This window comes from Mycobacterium sp. 2YAF39, from assembly GCF_052114565.1.
In the GTDB taxonomy this organism is placed as follows: Bacteria; Actinomycetota; Actinomycetes; order Mycobacteriales; family Mycobacteriaceae; genus Mycobacterium.
The window spans coordinates 705,246-719,917 of the sequence record NZ_JBFREZ010000002.1 but is presented as its reverse complement, the minus strand read 5'-3'; the positions used below and the strand labels follow the sequence as shown (position 1 = coordinate 719,917).

At 65.7% G+C, this 14,672-nt stretch carries 14 protein-coding genes; 12 read left to right on the top strand and 2 right to left on the bottom strand.

Going from position 1 to position 14,672, the window contains the following annotated elements; translation table 11 throughout:
• Positions 1 to 18 precede the first annotated feature (18 nt).
• The 5 genes from ftsE (at position 19) to AB4Z42_RS08975 (ending at position 5,304) form a co-directional block, all read left to right on the top strand.
• Entirely contained in the window at positions 19 to 708 is a 690-nt protein-coding gene (gene ftsE, locus AB4Z42_RS08995) for a cell division ATP-binding protein FtsE (protein ID WP_442008897.1), read from the top strand.
• The gene (ftsX, locus tag AB4Z42_RS08990) at positions 708 to 1,604 is read left to right on the top strand and encodes a permease-like cell division protein FtsX (RefSeq protein ID WP_442008764.1); all 897 of its coding nucleotides are present in this window, start codon (positions 708 to 710) and stop codon (positions 1,602 to 1,604) included. Before ftsE ends, ftsX begins: the two co-directional genes overlap by 1 nt.
• Positions 1,605 to 1,606: 2 nt before the next feature.
• Positions 1,607 to 2,101 (top strand): SsrA-binding protein SmpB, encoded by a 495-nt coding sequence (gene smpB / locus AB4Z42_RS08985; protein ID WP_442008763.1) that lies wholly within the window; start codon positions 1,607 to 1,609, stop codon positions 2,099 to 2,101.
• Between the two features lie 53 nt (positions 2,102 to 2,154).
• Complete coding sequence (locus AB4Z42_RS08980; RefSeq protein ID WP_442008762.1) at positions 2,155 to 2,943, top strand: EamA family transporter; 789 nt, start codon at positions 2,155 to 2,157, stop codon at positions 2,941 to 2,943.
• A 75-nt stretch (positions 2,944 to 3,018) separates the two neighbouring features.
• Positions 3,019 to 5,304, top strand: coding sequence for a putative bifunctional diguanylate cyclase/phosphodiesterase (locus tag AB4Z42_RS08975; protein WP_442008761.1), 2,286 nt, complete (start codon positions 3,019 to 3,021; stop codon positions 5,302 to 5,304).
• A gap of 20 nt (positions 5,305 to 5,324) precedes the next feature.
• Here AB4Z42_RS08975 and AB4Z42_RS08970 read toward each other — a convergent pair whose 3' ends face one another.
• On the bottom strand, positions 5,325 to 6,074 hold the full coding sequence (locus tag AB4Z42_RS08970; protein WP_442008760.1) for a helix-turn-helix domain-containing protein: 750 nt from the start codon (positions 6,072 to 6,074) through the stop codon (positions 5,325 to 5,327).
• Between the two features lie 47 nt (positions 6,075 to 6,121).
• Here AB4Z42_RS08970 and AB4Z42_RS08965 point away from each other — a divergent pair, with 47 nt between their 5' ends.
• Genes AB4Z42_RS08965 through AB4Z42_RS08950 form a run of 4 tightly spaced genes read left to right on the top strand, consistent with a single transcriptional unit; the run spans position 6,122 to position 10,701 of the window.
• The gene (locus AB4Z42_RS08965; protein WP_442008759.1) at positions 6,122 to 8,020 is read left to right on the top strand and encodes a S9 family peptidase; all 1,899 of its coding nucleotides are present in this window, start codon (positions 6,122 to 6,124) and stop codon (positions 8,018 to 8,020) included.
• Positions 8,021 to 8,064: 44 nt separating this feature from the next.
• Positions 8,065 to 8,691 carry a DUF3159 domain-containing protein gene (locus AB4Z42_RS08960; protein WP_442008896.1) on the top strand — a complete coding sequence of 209 codons (627 nt, stop codon included), beginning with the start codon at positions 8,065 to 8,067 and terminating at the stop codon, positions 8,689 to 8,691.
• Positions 8,691 to 9,845: an SGNH/GDSL hydrolase family protein gene (locus AB4Z42_RS08955; protein WP_442008895.1), complete on the top strand. Its 1,155-nt coding sequence runs from the start codon at positions 8,691 to 8,693 to the stop codon at positions 9,843 to 9,845. The genes AB4Z42_RS08960 and AB4Z42_RS08955 overlap by 1 nt, the downstream gene beginning before the upstream one ends.
• 46 nt (positions 9,846 to 9,891) lie before the next feature.
• Positions 9,892 to 10,701 (top strand): thioesterase family protein, encoded by an 810-nt coding sequence (locus tag AB4Z42_RS08950; protein ID WP_442008758.1) that lies wholly within the window; start codon positions 9,892 to 9,894, stop codon positions 10,699 to 10,701.
• A 13-nt stretch (positions 10,702 to 10,714) separates the two neighbouring features.
• Here the strand turns inward: AB4Z42_RS08950 and AB4Z42_RS08945 are convergent, their stop codons facing one another.
• Complete coding sequence (locus AB4Z42_RS08945; protein WP_442008757.1) at positions 10,715 to 11,197, bottom strand: hypothetical protein; 483 nt, start codon at positions 11,195 to 11,197, stop codon at positions 10,715 to 10,717.
• 175 nt (positions 11,198 to 11,372) lie between these two features.
• Here AB4Z42_RS08945 and AB4Z42_RS08940 point away from each other — a divergent pair, with 175 nt between their 5' ends.
• The 3 genes from AB4Z42_RS08940 to AB4Z42_RS08930 are packed head-to-tail and all read left to right on the top strand — an operon-like array spanning position 11,373 to position 14,653.
• The gene (locus tag AB4Z42_RS08940; protein ID WP_442008756.1) at positions 11,373 to 12,566 is read left to right on the top strand and encodes an acyl-CoA dehydrogenase family protein; all 1,194 of its coding nucleotides are present in this window, start codon (positions 11,373 to 11,375) and stop codon (positions 12,564 to 12,566) included.
• Positions 12,559 to 13,746: an acyl-CoA dehydrogenase family protein gene (locus AB4Z42_RS08935; RefSeq protein WP_442008755.1), complete on the top strand. Its 1,188-nt coding sequence runs from the start codon at positions 12,559 to 12,561 to the stop codon at positions 13,744 to 13,746. The genes AB4Z42_RS08940 and AB4Z42_RS08935 overlap by 8 nt, the downstream gene beginning before the upstream one ends.
• Before the next feature lie 55 nt (positions 13,747 to 13,801).
• Entirely contained in the window at positions 13,802 to 14,653 is an 852-nt protein-coding gene (locus AB4Z42_RS08930) for a maleylpyruvate isomerase family mycothiol-dependent enzyme (protein WP_442008754.1), read from the top strand.
• Positions 14,654 to 14,672 lie beyond the last annotated feature (19 nt).

The following is a 14,672-nucleotide window of genomic DNA, read 5'->3' as shown; positions in this document are numbered from 1 at the left end:
CTACACTGGCGCTCCGTGATGATCACCCTTGACCATGTCTCGAAGATGTATAAATCGTCGGCGCGACCCGCGCTCGACAACGTGTCGGTCAAGATCGACAAGGGTGAGTTCGTCTTCCTCATCGGACCGTCGGGTTCGGGAAAGTCGACGTTCATGCGGCTGCTGCTCGCCGAGGACACGCCCTCATCTGGGGATATCCGCGTATCGAAGTTCCACGTCAACAAGCTGGCCGGCCGCCATATCCCGGGTCTGAGGCAGGTACTGGGCTGCGTGTTCCAGGATTTCCGGCTGCTGCAGCAGAAGACGGTTTTCGAGAACGTCGCCTTCGCGCTCGAAGTCATCGGCAAGCGCTCAGAGGTGATCAACCGCGTGGTGCCCGACGTGTTGGAGATGGTCGGCCTCTCGGGTAAGGCCAACCGGCTGCCCAACGAGCTCTCGGGTGGTGAACAGCAGCGGGTGGCCATCGCCAGGGCGTTCGTCAACCGGCCGCTGGTGCTGCTGGCCGATGAGCCGACCGGCAACCTGGACCCCGAGACCAGCAAGGACATCATGGATCTACTCGAGCGCATCAACCGCACGGGCACGACGGTGGTGATGGCCACCCACGACCATCACATCGTCGACTCGATGCGCCAGCGCGTCGTGGAGTTGGAATTGGGCAGGCTGGTTCGCGACGAGCAGCGCGGCGTCTACGGAATGGACCGCTAGTGCGCTTCGGATTCCTCGTCAATGAGGTCCTCACCGGGTTCCGTCGCAATGTGACGATGACGATCGCGATGATCCTGACGACCGCGATCTCGATCGGCCTGTTCGGCGGCGGCCTGCTGGTGGTCCGCCTCGCCGACCAGTCGCGCGACATCTACCTGGATCGCGTGGAGAGCCAGGTCTTTCTGACCAACGATGTCTCCGCCAAGGACCCCACCTGCGACGCCGATCCGTGCAAGGCGCTGCGGAAACAGATCGAGGACCGCGACGACGTGCGCTCGGTGCGGTTCCTGAATCGCGAAGAGGCCTACGCCGACGCGGTGAAGAAGTTCCCGGAGTTCAAGGAGTTCGCAGGGCAGGACGCCTTCCCGTCGTCCTTCATCGTCAAGCTCGACGACCCCGAACAGCATCAGCAGTTCGACGAGGCGATGGCCGGCCAGCCCGGAGTGCAGCAGGTGCTGAACCAGAAGGTCTTGATCGACCGCCTGTTCGCCGTCCTCGACGGCGTAAGAAACGCCGCGTTCGCCGTGGCCTTCGTGCAGGCGATCGGCGCAATTCTTCTGATAGCCAACATGGTTCAGGTGGCTGCGTACACCCGACGTACCGAGATCGGCATCATGCGACTGGTCGGCGCCAGCCGGTGGTACACCCAGTTGCCCTTCCTGGTCGAGGCGATGACAGCGGCGTTCGTCGGCGTGGTCATCGCGATCGTCGGACTCATCCTGGTCCGCGCCTTGTTCCTGGAAAGTGCGCTCGACCAGTTCTATCGGGCCAATCTGATCGCCAAGGTGGATTACGCGGACGTCCTCTACTTCAGCGCGCCGTGGATGCTGTTCCTGGGTATGGCGATGTCGGGTGTCACGGCCTACATCACGCTGCGGTTGTACGTCCGAAGATAACGATGGCCAAGAAAGCTGACCCGTCGAGGTCTGCCAACAACAAGGTCGTCGCGACGAATCGCAAGGCGCGGCACAACTATTCGATTCTCGAGACGTTCGAGGCGGGTGTGCAGCTGGTCGGCACCGAGGTGAAGAGCCTGCGCGACGGGCAGGCGTCGCTTGCGGACTCGTTCGCCACCGTCGACGACGGCGAGGTGTGGTTGCGCAACCTGCACATCCCGGAGTATCACCACGGCAGCTGGACCAACCACACGCCGCGACGCAACCGCAAATTGTTGTTGCACCGCAGCCAGATTGACAACCTGATCGGGCGCATCCGCGACGGCAACCTCACCCTGGTTCCGCTATCGCTGTACTTCTCCGACGGCAAGGTGAAGGTCGAACTGGCGTTGGCGCGAGGTAAGGAAGCCCGCGACAAACGCCAAGACATGGCCAAGCGCGATGCGGACCGCGAAATCACCCGCGAACTCGGCCGTCGCGCCAAGGGCATGACCTGATCGCGTTCGCCACGGCGCTGATCGCCGCGCTCGGTTACGGGATAAGCGATTTCGTGGGCGGTATCGCCTCGCGCCGGGTCGCCGCGCTGCGAGTGGTGATCGTCTCCTATCCGGTGGCGCTGATCCTGCTCACGGTGGTCGCGGTGCCGTTCGGCGGCGAGATCTCGACCCCCGCGGTGGTGTGGGGGTTGTGTTCCGGCGTCGCGCAGGCGTTCGGTGTCTGGTGGTTCTATGCGGCGCTGGGTGCCGGACCGATCTCGGTGGTCTCGCCGCTGACGGCGATCCTCGTCGCGGGGATTCCGGTCGGCGTCGGCCTGGCTTTGGGGGAGCGGCCGGGTCTGATCGCCGGTGTGGGTGTCGTCGTGGCGCTGTTCGCGGTGGTGCTCGTCAGCCGGGAGGCGACCGACGAGGACGTCAAACCCCACCGATTCACTGCGAAGGTCGCGTGGCTGACGGTCGGATCCGGTGTGGCGTTCGGGATGAACTTCGTACTTCTCGATCAGGTGCCCGTCGAGGCCAAGCTGTGGCCGCTGGTGTTCGGCAGGCTCGCGTCGACCGCGATCGTGCTGCTGGCGGCGGCGTTCACCGCCAATCTCGTGCTGGAGCGTGGAGTTCCGTTGCGGCTGGCGCTCCTCGCGGCGGTGCTCGACGCGGTGGCGAACGTAGCGACCCTGCTGGCATTGCACTCGGGCATGCTGTCGCTTGCCGGCGTGCTCATCGCGCTGTACCCGGCGGCGACGGTCTTACTTGCCATCGTGGTGTTGCGTGAGCACGTGACGCGCTGGCAGGCGGTCGGGATGGTGTCGGCGCTGCTGTCGGTCGGGATGATTGCGGCGGGCTAACCGGCATATGCAGTTTGCTCAAGTAGTGCATCATTGCATCAAGGTTTCGCGAGATAGCGGGATGAAATGAACCGGGTGTCGGTCACGAGCGGCCAGCTGCGCCTCGGATTGTTTGCCGGGGTCCTGGTGGTGCTGTGTATCAACGCGCTGTCCCTATGGGGCGACGCGACGGCGCGGCAGGTGCATTTCGCGTTCCAAGCAGTCGCAGGCATCGCGGTGCTGGCGTGCGGCCTGACGGTGGCGTGGCGGGTCACCGGCAAAGCGCGGCTCTGGCGACTGCTGGGCGTCGCGACCCTGTTGAGTCACCTGGCCGGTGACGCGATCTGGTGGTCGAGCGGCGCGGCCGCGCGTGGCGGTACCGCGCCGTGGCCGGCTGTCGCCGCGTATTTCCTTTCCGCATTGTTGGCTCTGGGGGCGCTTGCGGTACTGGCGTCCGCTGGTATCGGCGGGGCCGGGAGGCCAAACGGCCCGGTACGCACTGCGCGCGTGGTCACCGTTATCGATGGGCTGGTGGCAGCCCTGTCGTTCGTGATTCTGGCGGTGATCGCTGGAGTCGGCGCCCTCGCGGGCGCCGCCTTGCCCCGATCCGGTAACACCGCTGTGGTGATCACGTACACCGCGTTCCAACTGGTCGTGGTCGTGTCGGCGGTGCTGATCGCCACGTTGTATCGACGCGATCGCCCCTATCGGGCGAATTTTCTTCTGCTGGCCGCAGGCGCAGTGATGCTGATCAGTTCGGACAGAGTGGTCGCCTATCTGCGGACCGTCGGCTTCGAACGCGGTGATCTGTGGGGTGGCGTCGGATTCGTCCTCGGTCTTCTGCTGATCGCGTACGGGATGCTGGAGCTGAAAATGCCACCGGTACCGGAGATCAACCGCGACGCCATGGATTGGCTACGGCTCCTGTTGCCGTACTTGGGATTCGTGGGCACTGCGGTGTTGTTCGCATTTCACGTGTTGATCGGACGGCAGTTGAATCTGTTTCTCGTCTGTGTGGCCGTCGTCATGATCGCGCTCGTCGCCACCCGGCAACTCATCGAGACGAGGTCGCAGTGGCTGCTGACCAAGCGCCTTTATGACGCGCAGCGCGGACTAGCCCATCAGGTGTATCACGATGCGCTGACCGGGCTGCCCAACCGGCTGCTGTTCACCCAGCGGCTCGACGAGGCAATCCACCGTGGCCCATTCGTGTTGATCTTCGTCGATCTCGACGACTTCAAGGAACTCAACGACCGGTTCGGCCACGCGGGCGGTGACGAGCTGCTCTGCGCGGTCGGGCAGCGGCTTCGGCGTTGTGTCGGCGACGCCGACACGCTCGCCCGCATCGGGGGCGACGAGTTCGCGATCCTGATCGATGGTGAACGAGAGGCGCCCGAGGTCGTTGCCGATCGCATCCGCCTCGCCCTTCGCGACCCGTTCGCCGTCCACGGCTCGTCCGCTCAAGTACGGGCCAGCATGGGTCTAGTCCGCCCCAACCCCGACGAACCCCTTCCGACATCGGATGACCTACTGCGGCAGGCGGATATCTCGATGTACGCGGGTAAGCGGGTAGGTAAGGACACCGCGGTCATCTATCGGCCGTCATTGGGCTTCTCGACGGAGTTCCCGACGGCGTTGCGAAAGGCCAAGGGAGGAGTCCCGCCCGGCTTCAGCCTCGTCTACCAGCCGATCGCGCGGCTCCCGGACGCGACGCCGGTCGCGATCGAGGCCCTGGCACGGTGGACCGCCCCCAACGGAACCGAGGTTGCGCCCGACGCGTTCGTCGCCGCCGCGGAAGCCGCCCGGCTGGGGGCCACCCTCGATGCCATGGTGCTGGATCTGGCCTGCAGCGAGATCCGCGCTGCCGGCGTGGATCTCGTGTTGCATGTGAACATCGGCGCGGCGCGGATCGGCAGCCTCGATTTCGAGCAGCAGGTCCGTGAAACGCTGGCGCGGCACGCAATGGCGCCGAGCCAACTCGTCCTGGAGATCACCGAGTCCGTACCGGTCGTCGACCTCGCCGACGCGGCCGCGCAGATCGCCCGGCTGAATGCGTTTGGAATCAAGGTTGCCCTTGACGACTTCGGAGCAGGCTACAACTCCCTGACCTACCTGCACGCATTGCCGGTGCAGATCATCAAACTCGACCGTGGTCTCGCGGCGGGCTCCGAGCCCGATCGGATTGTGACGCTGTATCGCTCGGTCATCAGGCTTTGTGGCGAACTGGGCCTTGGCCTCATCGCCGAGGGTATCGAGTCGACGGCACAGGCGGAGATGGTCTACGCCGCCGGATGCCGCCTGGCGCAGGGCCATATGATCGGGCGTCCCGTGCCGATATCCGAACTCAGCTGGACCTCAGCGGCACCCGTCGGGCGGCGCTGAACGCGCGACCGCTCGCGACGTCAGGGGGTTGAGCCGCGCAGGATCTCTCCTGCCCGGCGCAAGACGTCCAGTTGCGCCGGGTTGTACAAGTCCGCCATCGCATCGTCGATCGCCTTGTCCGCGAAGCGTTTTCCGCGAGGGGCATCGGCGCGAGAGTCGTCCAGCCCCGGATGGGCCTGTCTGACCGCACGAATGTAGGGCGCCAGGCGCTCGGCAAGGTCGCGACGTGTCACCTCGTCGGCGTCGGCGGGCAGGTTGTCCAGCTCGGAGGCCGCGGGATCATCGGGTGTCTCCCGCATCATGTCCGCGTAGATCTTCCTGCCATCCGGCCCCAGCACGCGACTCAGCACGACAACGAGCGAGCGATCGGCGTTGGTCATCTTGGCCGCAGTATCCGGCGCGACGAAGTCCGGTGGCAGATCTGTCGGCGCCGAGAGCTTCAGGAGTTCTGCGAGTTCGTCGCGAGCGCGCTGCAGGCGGTCGATCGTCTCGGCGAGTTCGGCGTCGAGCTCGCGCAAAGCCTGCTCGGGGTGATCGTCGGATTCACCCATCGCCGCGATCTGGGGGAGTGAGAAGCCGAGATCGACGAGCCGCTTGATACGCACCAACCGGACCAGGTGTGCGACGCCGTACTGCTTGTAGCCGTTGCTGCGGCGCTCGGGCTCGTCGAGCAGACCGACCTGGTGGTAGTGCCGAACCGCCCGCACGGTGGTGCCCGCCAGTTCGGCGAGTTCACGGGTGCTCCACGCCACGGTCCCATCATGAATCATCGGACTCGACTTGACTGTGCCGCAGCGTCCGGGTGTGCCATGGAGACATGTCAAAACCTGAGCTCATCTCCGTCGACGACTTGTTCAAGCCGCCTACCAGAGCTGGGGCCGCGATCTCCCCGGACGGCACCCGCGTCGCGTACCTCGCACCGTGGCAGGACCGCCTCAACATCTGGGTGGCGTCGCTGGGCCGTGACGGCGAGTTCGGAGCCGATGCCCGGCGCGTGACCGCCGACGAGACCAGGAGCATCCTGCACTTCTCGTGGACCGACGACCCGCGATGGCTGCTGTACCTGCAGGACACCGGTGGCGACGAGAACTGGCACGTTCTGCGCGTCGACCTCGAGGCCCCTGAGACCGCCGCGGCGGATCTCACCCCGTTCCCCGGCGTGATGTCGGCCTTCGAGCTGCTCCCGGAGAAGCCGGGCAAGGCGCTGGTGTACTCCAACAAGCGCGGCCCGACACTGATGGATGCCTACGAACTCGACATCGCCTCGGGCGAACTGACGATGCTTGCCCAGAATCCGGGCGACGTGGTCTCGTGGCTGCCGAGCCGTCGCGGCGACCTGTTCGCGACAAAACTCAACAACGACGGAGATCTGGAAGTTCTGCAGTGGGACAAGAAGACTGAGACGCTGCGATCGGTCGCACAGTACGACGGCAAGGACTACACCATGGGGATGTATCCCACGGTCGTCACCCCCGGCGACACCGGGATCTGGATGGGCTCCAACGAGGGCACCGACCGCACCCGACTGGTGCGTCTCGACGTGGCCGACGGCAAGCAGTACGCCGTCGACAGCCATCCGACGTTCGATATCGATACGCGCGCACAAGTGTGGGCCGGTTTGCCAGAGCCGCTGATTCAAAGCCGCGCCACCGGCGAACTGCTCGGCGTGCGGTATCTCGGTGAGCGACAGGTCATTCACGCGCTGGATCCGCACTTCGCCGACGTGCTCGCGGGCCTGGAGAAGCTGTCCGACGGTGACATCGGAGCGTTGACCTCTGACACCAGCGGACGGAAATGGATCGTCAGCTTCAACCACGACCGCGACCCGGGTGTCACCTATTTCTACGACCACGACACCGGTGAGAGCCGACTGCTGTTCCGCCCCTTTCCGCATCTGGATCCGGAGCAACTGGCGCCGATGCTGCCGGTGACGATTCCGTCGCGCGACGGGCTGGACCTGCATTCGTATCTGACGCTGCCGATCGGCGGGCGGCAGCAGAACCTGCCGTTGGTCCTGACGGTGCACGGTGGGCCGTGGGCGCGCGACGGATGGATGTACGCGCCCGGCGTGCAGATGCTCGCCAATCGCGGATACGCGGTGCTGCAGGTCAACTTTCGCGGTTCGTCGGGTTACGGCAAGGCGTTCCAGAAGGCGGCCATCGGCGAGTTCGCGGGCAAGATGCACGACGACCTCATCGACGGCGTCGAGTGGGCCATCGAACAGGGCTACGCCGATCGCGAACGGGTCGCCATCCTCGGGGGCTCCTACGGCGGCTACGCGACTCTTGTCGGTGTGACGTTCACCCCGGATGTGTTCGCCGCCGCGGTCGACTACGTCGGCATCTCGGATCTGAGCAACTTCATGCGCACGCTGCCCGAGATCGCCCGCCCGCACCTGGCGAACAACTGGCACCTGTTCGTCGGCAACCCCGACGACCCGGAACAGTTGGCCGACATGCTGGCGCGCTCGCCGATCACCAAGGTCGACCAGATCAAGACACCGCTGCTGGTCATCCAGGGCGCCAACGACGTCCGCGTGGTACAGGCCGAGTCCGACAACCTCGTCGAGGGTCTGCGTGCCCGTGGCGTCGAGGTCGAGTACATGGTCAAGGAGGACGAGGGCCACGGCTTCGTCAACCCGAACAACACGATCGACATGTGGAACGCCGTCGATGAGTTTCTGGCCGAGCACCTGGATAAGGGGGACAGGGCGTGAGCGACTCGACCACCGACGAACGGCGACCGACGCTGCTCGATCGCATGGGCGGTATGTCCGGGCTGGTGTACGCCGGCGTGCCGACCATCGCCTACGCCATCATGAATGCGGTCGCCGGGCTCACTGCGGCCGTGGTGGTGGCTGTCGGCGCCGGTGCGGGACTCATCGTGCTGAGGATGCTTCGCAAGCAGCCGCTTTCGCCGGCCGTGTCCGGACTTCTCGGCGTCGTCGTCGCGGCGTTGATCGCGTTTTCCACCGGGTCTGCGGAGAATTACTTCCTGCCCGGAATCTGGCTCAGCCTGGCCATGGCGGCGGTGTTCACGGTGTCCCTCGTGGTGCGACGCCCCCTGGTCGGGGTGATCTGGAATCTGGTGCGCAGCGCCGGTCCGGATCCCGCGTGGCGCGCCGACATGACCGTGTTGCGCGCGTTCGACGTGGCGACGCTGACATTCGTTGCCGTCTTCGCGTCGCGGTTCTTCATCCAGGAATGGCTCTATGACGCCGGGTCCACCGGCTGGCTGGCGTTCGCGCGGATCACGATGGGGTATCCGCTGCTGGCACTCGCGCTTCTGGTTACGTTTTGGGCAGTGCGTCGCGCCAATCGACGGCGCGTCGTCACGGATGAGGCAAACGAGCGGATGGTCACCCAACCAGTGGAGGTGAGCAGCTGATCCAGCATCAGATCGAGGCCGGCCTGCTGCGTGGCCTCGCCGATCTCGAGCGCACTGAGCGGGGCTGGCTGCCGCACCGACTCCCGGCCCGAGCCCGCGCGCAGTGCGACGATCCCCAGTTGCTCGGGGCGCAATCGCAGCCGTCCGCAGTGCGTTTCGCCTTCCGGACGTCGGCGGCGGAACTTGAGCTCGAGGTCATCCGGACCCGGCTAGTCCTGCTCGGGGTTCCGGAGCGGCCCGACGGCACAATCGATCTCGTCGTCAACGGCGGCTTGGCCCGGCAGGCGGCGACGAGCGGCGGCGATGTGGTGCGAATCGACCCCACCACCGGGGACACCCGGCTCGAGCCGGGCCCGGCCGCGACGATCCGTTTCGACCTGCCCGCCGGTGACAAGGACGTCGAGATCTGGCTGCCGCATCACGAGCGCATCGAGCTGGTCGCGCTGCGCACTGATGCTCCGATCAGCGTGCTGCCGGATGAGCGGAAACGCTGGGTCCACCACGGGAGTTCGATCAGCCAGGGGTCGAACGCCCTGAGTCCGAGTACGACGTGGCCCGCACTCGCCGCCAATTTGGCGGGCGTGGATCTGATGAACCTCGGGTTCTCCGGCAGCGCGCTGATGGACCCGTTCGTCGCGCGCGCCATCCGGGATCAACCCGCCGACGTCGTGAGCGTCAAGCTCGGCATCAACCTCGTGAACGCGGATCTCATGCGGCAGCGCGCCTTCGGTCCCGCTGTGCACGGATTCCTGGACACCATCCGCGACGGACATCCGGATGTGCCGCTGATCGTCGTCGGTCCGCTGTACTGCCCGATCCACGAAACCACCCCGGGGCCCGGCGCTTTCGACGTGGATGCGCTGGCACGCGGCGAGGTGCGCTTCGTCGCGACGGGAGATCCGGCGGAGGCCGGTCGGCCAGCCGGACTGGGGCGGCTGACGCTCACCTACATCCGTGCCCAGCTGGCCGCGATCGTGGCCCGCAGACAGGTCGACGACCCTGCGATCAGCTACGTCGACGGCCTGACGCTGTACGGTCCGGCGGATGAGCAGACACATCCGCTGCCCGACCAACTGCATCCCGACGCGGCGACCCATCAGCTGATCGGGGAGCGGTTCGCGGGGACGCTGCGGATGCCGCGTGGCTCTGAGTGATACTGATTGCGATTTAGTTAGACAGCCGAATCGTAGGAGCGACCCGTTGACTGAGCCGGGCACCGATGGCGCCGCGTATTTCGAGCGTCGCGGCGACAGATACCACCCGCGTCCGATCGCCAGGGGCGGCTGGGGTGCGCTCATCAGCGGGCATGTCGTCGGCGGGCTCCTGGGCTGGGCTTGCGAACAACTCGTCGACGACCAGGACTTTCTTCCGGCGCGACTGACCGTCGACCTGCCGAGGCCGTGCGCGATCGAGCCCATCGAGGTGCAGACCCGCGAGATCCGCAGCGGAAAGCGGTTACGTCTCGTCGAAGCGGTCATCCGCCAAGAGGACAAGGTCGTCGGCCAGGCGAGTGGTCTGTTCCTTCGTCGCGGTGATCAGCCGAGCGGCACCATTTGGTCACCGAAGGTCGAAATGCCGCCGATTCCAACGGATGTGCAGCCGAATACCAATCCGTTGTTCATCCGCACGTACGGCTGGGGTCTGCCGATCCAGAATCCAGACGAGAGCTGGCCGGATCAGGGCGGAGCCAAGTACACGTGGCTGAGGCTGTCGCAGCCACTTATCGACGGTGAGCCGCTGACACCCTTCACTCGTGCGGCGATGGCCGCCGATGTGACTGCCTCCCTGGTCAATTGGAGCTCGGAAGGGTTGAAGTTCATCAACGCCGATTACACGCTCACGCTGAGCCGTGTGCCGAAGGGATCTGTGATCGGGCTGGCGTCCCAAAGTCATTCGACCCAGGACGGCATCGCGACGGGGTCGGCGATCATCTTCGATGAGCACGGTGAGATCGGAAGCAGCATCTCCGTCTCGGTGGCGCAGTCAGGATTCAGCCCGCCCGATCGATAGGGGCAGGCGACGCCTAGCCTGTGGAAACGTGCTGTTCAGCGCGTATTTGCTGATGCGCCTGCGCGTGAACGGGTTGGGCGCCGGGGCGGTCAGCAGGCCGCTTGCGGCGAGCTTCCCGCGCGACTCGGCGGCCGAGAACGCGGGCCTGGCGATTGGTGATCGCGCGGTTCTTGGCGGCCAGGTCGTCCAGTTGTTGCCAGCTGAGTCCGTCGAGGTCGCCGTCCGAATCGTGGGTGGCGATGACGACGCATCCGTGGAGAAGGGGAACCGATCGTGCTGTGAAATTCGTTGTCGCCATCAGTAATTCGGTGGCAATCGTGTTGGCCTGTCGTTGACACTTCCGCGTCGACGTGGCGAACCAGAAGTCGAACTGTCGGTCTGCGCTGCTCAAGCACTGCAGACCCTGACTCTTTACGAGCTGATCGATATCGGCCTTGGTGTAGGCGCGGGTTTCATAAACGACGCCGCTGGGGCTGCAGTACAAAACGGTATTCATTCAAATGATCCATTCCACTCTTTCTTCTTTTACATGGAGTGTGGCGAGCCACAACTCCCTTGTTACAGGTGTTACCCGTGTGACAACTGAGACAAACCTTAATAACAATCGTGAAACGAGAGGTTTGACCGCCCCGCTGTGTCTCGACGGGTGTCGAGTTTCTATCGTGACTGGTATGAGCAATGACGCTGATGCCGAACGGGTCGCCGAACTGGCGAGGGGAGTGGTCGCCGATCACGACCCGAAGACGGTGCCCATCCCTGACTATCTGGGCGCTTGTTACGACGCGGGCCTGTCGTGGGTGCACTTTCCCGAAGGGCTCGGCGGCCTCGGGGTGTCCCGTGGCCTGCAGGTTGTCGCCGATCGTGTCCTGCAGGGCGCGGGTGGACCGGTGCCGCTCGGGCTCAACCCGATGGGATACGGCATGGCGGCGCCGACAATCCGGGAGCACGCGCAGAGCGAGGACGTGAAGCGCGAGTGGCTACGGCCGCTGGCCACCACCGAGGACCTGTGGTGTCAGCTGTTCTCGGAGCCGGGCGCCGGATCTGACCTGGCCGGACTCGCCACCTCCGCGGTACCTGACGGCGACGATTGGGTGATCAACGGTCAGAAGGTGTGGACGAGTCTGGCCCACCGGGCCCGCTGGGGGCTGCTGCTGGCCCGTACCAACCCGGACGTGCCCAAGCACAAGGGGCTGTCCTACTTCGTCATCGACATGCACGGCGACGGCGTCGAGACACGACCGCTGCGCCAGATAACAGGACAGGCCGAATTCAACGAGGTCTACTTCACGGACGCGCGCATCCCGGACAAGCACCGCCTCGGCGAGGTGGGCAACGGCTGGAACGTGGCGATGACGACGCTGATGAACGAGCGCACCGCCCTCGGCGGCAGCGGCAGCCGTCGCGGCGCGGGCACCATCTCCGACGCCACCGCGCTATGGGCCTCACGGCCCGATCGCCATACGCCGGTGCTGCGGGACCGGCTCACGCAGCTGTGGCTGCGCTCGGAGGCCCAGCGGCTGACGTCGGAACGGTCACGCGCGGCGGCGACCGTCGGTGGCCCCGGTCCGGAAGGTTCGATCGGCAAGCTGGTCGGCGCCGAGCTGAATCAACACATTTATCAGTGGTGCATGGATTTCCTTGGGCCAGAAGGGCTTCTGTACCGCGGTTACTCGCAGGGCGCGCACACCGGCGAGCGGGATTGGCAAGGGCCCATCCAGCAGAAGTACCTGCGCAGCCGCGCCAACACCATCGAAGGCGGCACGTCGGAGGTGATGCGCAACATCCTCGGCGAGCGCATTCTCGGACTGCCCGGCGATCTGCGTGCCGATGCGGGCATGCCGTGGAAAGAGGTACCCCGTGGATGAGAAGCTTGCGGATCAGACCGACATTCAGGCTGAGTTCAAATTCTCCGAAGAGCAGCAACAGCTGCGCGATGCGGTGCGTAAGTTCAGCGCCGAACACTTCGCCGAGGAGAAGATCCGGGCGCTAATGGAGTCCGACCCGCCGTTCGACCCGAAGGTGTGGGCGCGGCTCGGCGGTGAACTCGGCGTCCTCGGCCTATCGGTGCCCGAAGCCGACGGTGGTGTCGGCGGCACCCTTGTCGATCAGGCAGTGGCCATCGAGGAGATCGGCGCACGATTGGGCTGCGGCCCGCTTTTCGGCACGGTGTACCTGGCGATCCCCGCACTGGTTGCTGCCCCCTCCGGTCCGGCGCGAGACGAATTGCTCGGCGACCTCGTCGAGGGGCGGCGCACCGCGGCCGTCGCAGTGGTGGACCAGGCCGGCGTTTTCGATCCGGAAGCCGTCAGCGTGACCGCTGAGGGTGACGCACTATCAGGCACGGTGACGCAGGTGGTCGATGGCGGTTTCGCCGACGTCCTGCTGGTCGCCGCACGCGGAGCCGACGGCGTCGCCCTGTATGCCGTCGACGCCACCGCGGACGGGGTGGAGCGCACACCGCTGGCCACACTCGATCTCACCCGTTCCGAGGCCAACGTCACGTTCTCCGACGCGCCGGCCCGCGTGATCGCCGGACCCGAGGAAGCCCATCACGTCCTTGACCATGCGCTTCAGGTCGGTGCGGCCTTGTTGGCCGTCGAACAGGTCGGCGCCGCACAGCATCTGCTCGACCTGTCCGTCGAATACGCGAAGTCCCGGCTGCAGTTCGGCAGACCCATCGGGTCCTTCCAGGGGGTCAAGCATCGGCTCGCGGATCTGCTTGTCGATGTCGAGCACGCCAGATCGACTGCCTATCACGCGATCTGGGCGCTGACCGACGGATCCGACGACGCCGCGTTGGCGACGAGCATCGCGCAAGCGGTCTGCTCGGCCGCAGGCAGCCATGTCGCCACCGACACCATTCAGGTGCACGGCGGCATCGGGTTCACCTGGGAGCATCAGGCGCACCTCTACTACAAACGCGCGGCCACCAACGCCGTGCTGCTGGGCGGCGCCGAGGAACACCGGGACCGGGTCGCGGCGATGGTGCTCGACGGCGCCACCGCCGAGCGGGTGCCGTGGGTGGCCGACGGCACCGCCGTCTGACAGGACGGGTCCGTTTTGCTTACGCTCGCGCGTCGCGAGCGCTAGCGTCGGCCCGGTGAGCAGCCCCTCGCGCCCCGTCACCGTGCTCGACAAACCTGCCGTCCTCGCCGGCCTTTTCGCGGTGTGGAGGGACCTCGACGCGCTGGTCGACGAGCTCGGCGACAGTCAGTGGCAGAACGCAACGTCGCTGCCCGGATGGAATGTGCACGACGTGATCTCCCACCTCATCGGGGTCGAGTCAATGCTGCAGGGTGTCGAGACTCCGGAGGCGGACATCGACGTGTCGACCCTCGAGCATGTCCGCAATGACATCGGGGTGATGAACGAGCGCTGGGTGCGCAAGCTCCGGGAGCTCAGTGCGGCGGAGTTGGTCGAGACGTTCCGCGCCACGACCGCCGATCGGCGAAAGGCATTGTCGGATCTGTCCAATGCGCAGTGGAACGATCTGACCATCACACCGGCCGGGCCGGACAGCTACGGGCGCTTCATGCGGGTGCGCATCTTCGACTGCTGGATGCACGAGCACGACATCCGCGACGCGATCGGAGCGCCCGCCAGCGCGAGCGAACTGGTCGGGTCAGCCGGTGATCTCGCGTTGGATGAAATGGCCGCCAGCATGGGCTTTGTCGTCGGCAAGCTGGGCGGCGCCCCGGAAGGTTCGCGGGTGTCGTTCGAGCTGACGGGCCCGCTGGGCCGCACGATCAACGTGGCGGTCGAGGGCAGGGCCAAAGTGGTCGACGATTTCGGTGACGCCGATCCCACGTCGACGATCCAGCTGGACGGCTTGCTGTTCAGCCGACTGGCCGGCGGGCGAGTGCCGCTCGAGCAGCACGCCGACGCGATTACCTACGGCGGAGACGAGGCTGTCGGTCGGCGCGTCGTCGAGCACCTCAACTACGTGATCTAGCTGGGACTTTTTATTCGCT

Coding starts and splice junctions, on each gene's coding strand:
- ftsE (WP_442008897.1), top strand. CDS start 19: ATGATCACCCTTGACCATGTCTCGAAGATGTATAAATCGTCGGCGCGA.
- smpB (WP_442008763.1), top strand. CDS start 1,607: ATGGCCAAGAAAGCTGACCCGTCGAGGTCTGCCAACAACAAGGTCGTC.
- AB4Z42_RS08970 (WP_442008760.1), bottom strand. CDS start 6,074: ATGATTCATGATGGGACCGTGGCGTGGAGCACCCGTGAACTCGCCGAA.
- AB4Z42_RS08965 (WP_442008759.1), top strand. CDS start 6,122: ATGTCAAAACCTGAGCTCATCTCCGTCGACGACTTGTTCAAGCCGCCT.
- AB4Z42_RS08960 (WP_442008896.1), top strand. CDS start 8,065: ATGGGCGGTATGTCCGGGCTGGTGTACGCCGGCGTGCCGACCATCGCC.
- AB4Z42_RS08945 (WP_442008757.1), bottom strand. CDS start 11,197: ATGAATACCGTTTTGTACTGCAGCCCCAGCGGCGTCGTTTATGAAACC.
- AB4Z42_RS08940 (WP_442008756.1), top strand. CDS start 11,373: ATGAGCAATGACGCTGATGCCGAACGGGTCGCCGAACTGGCGAGGGGA.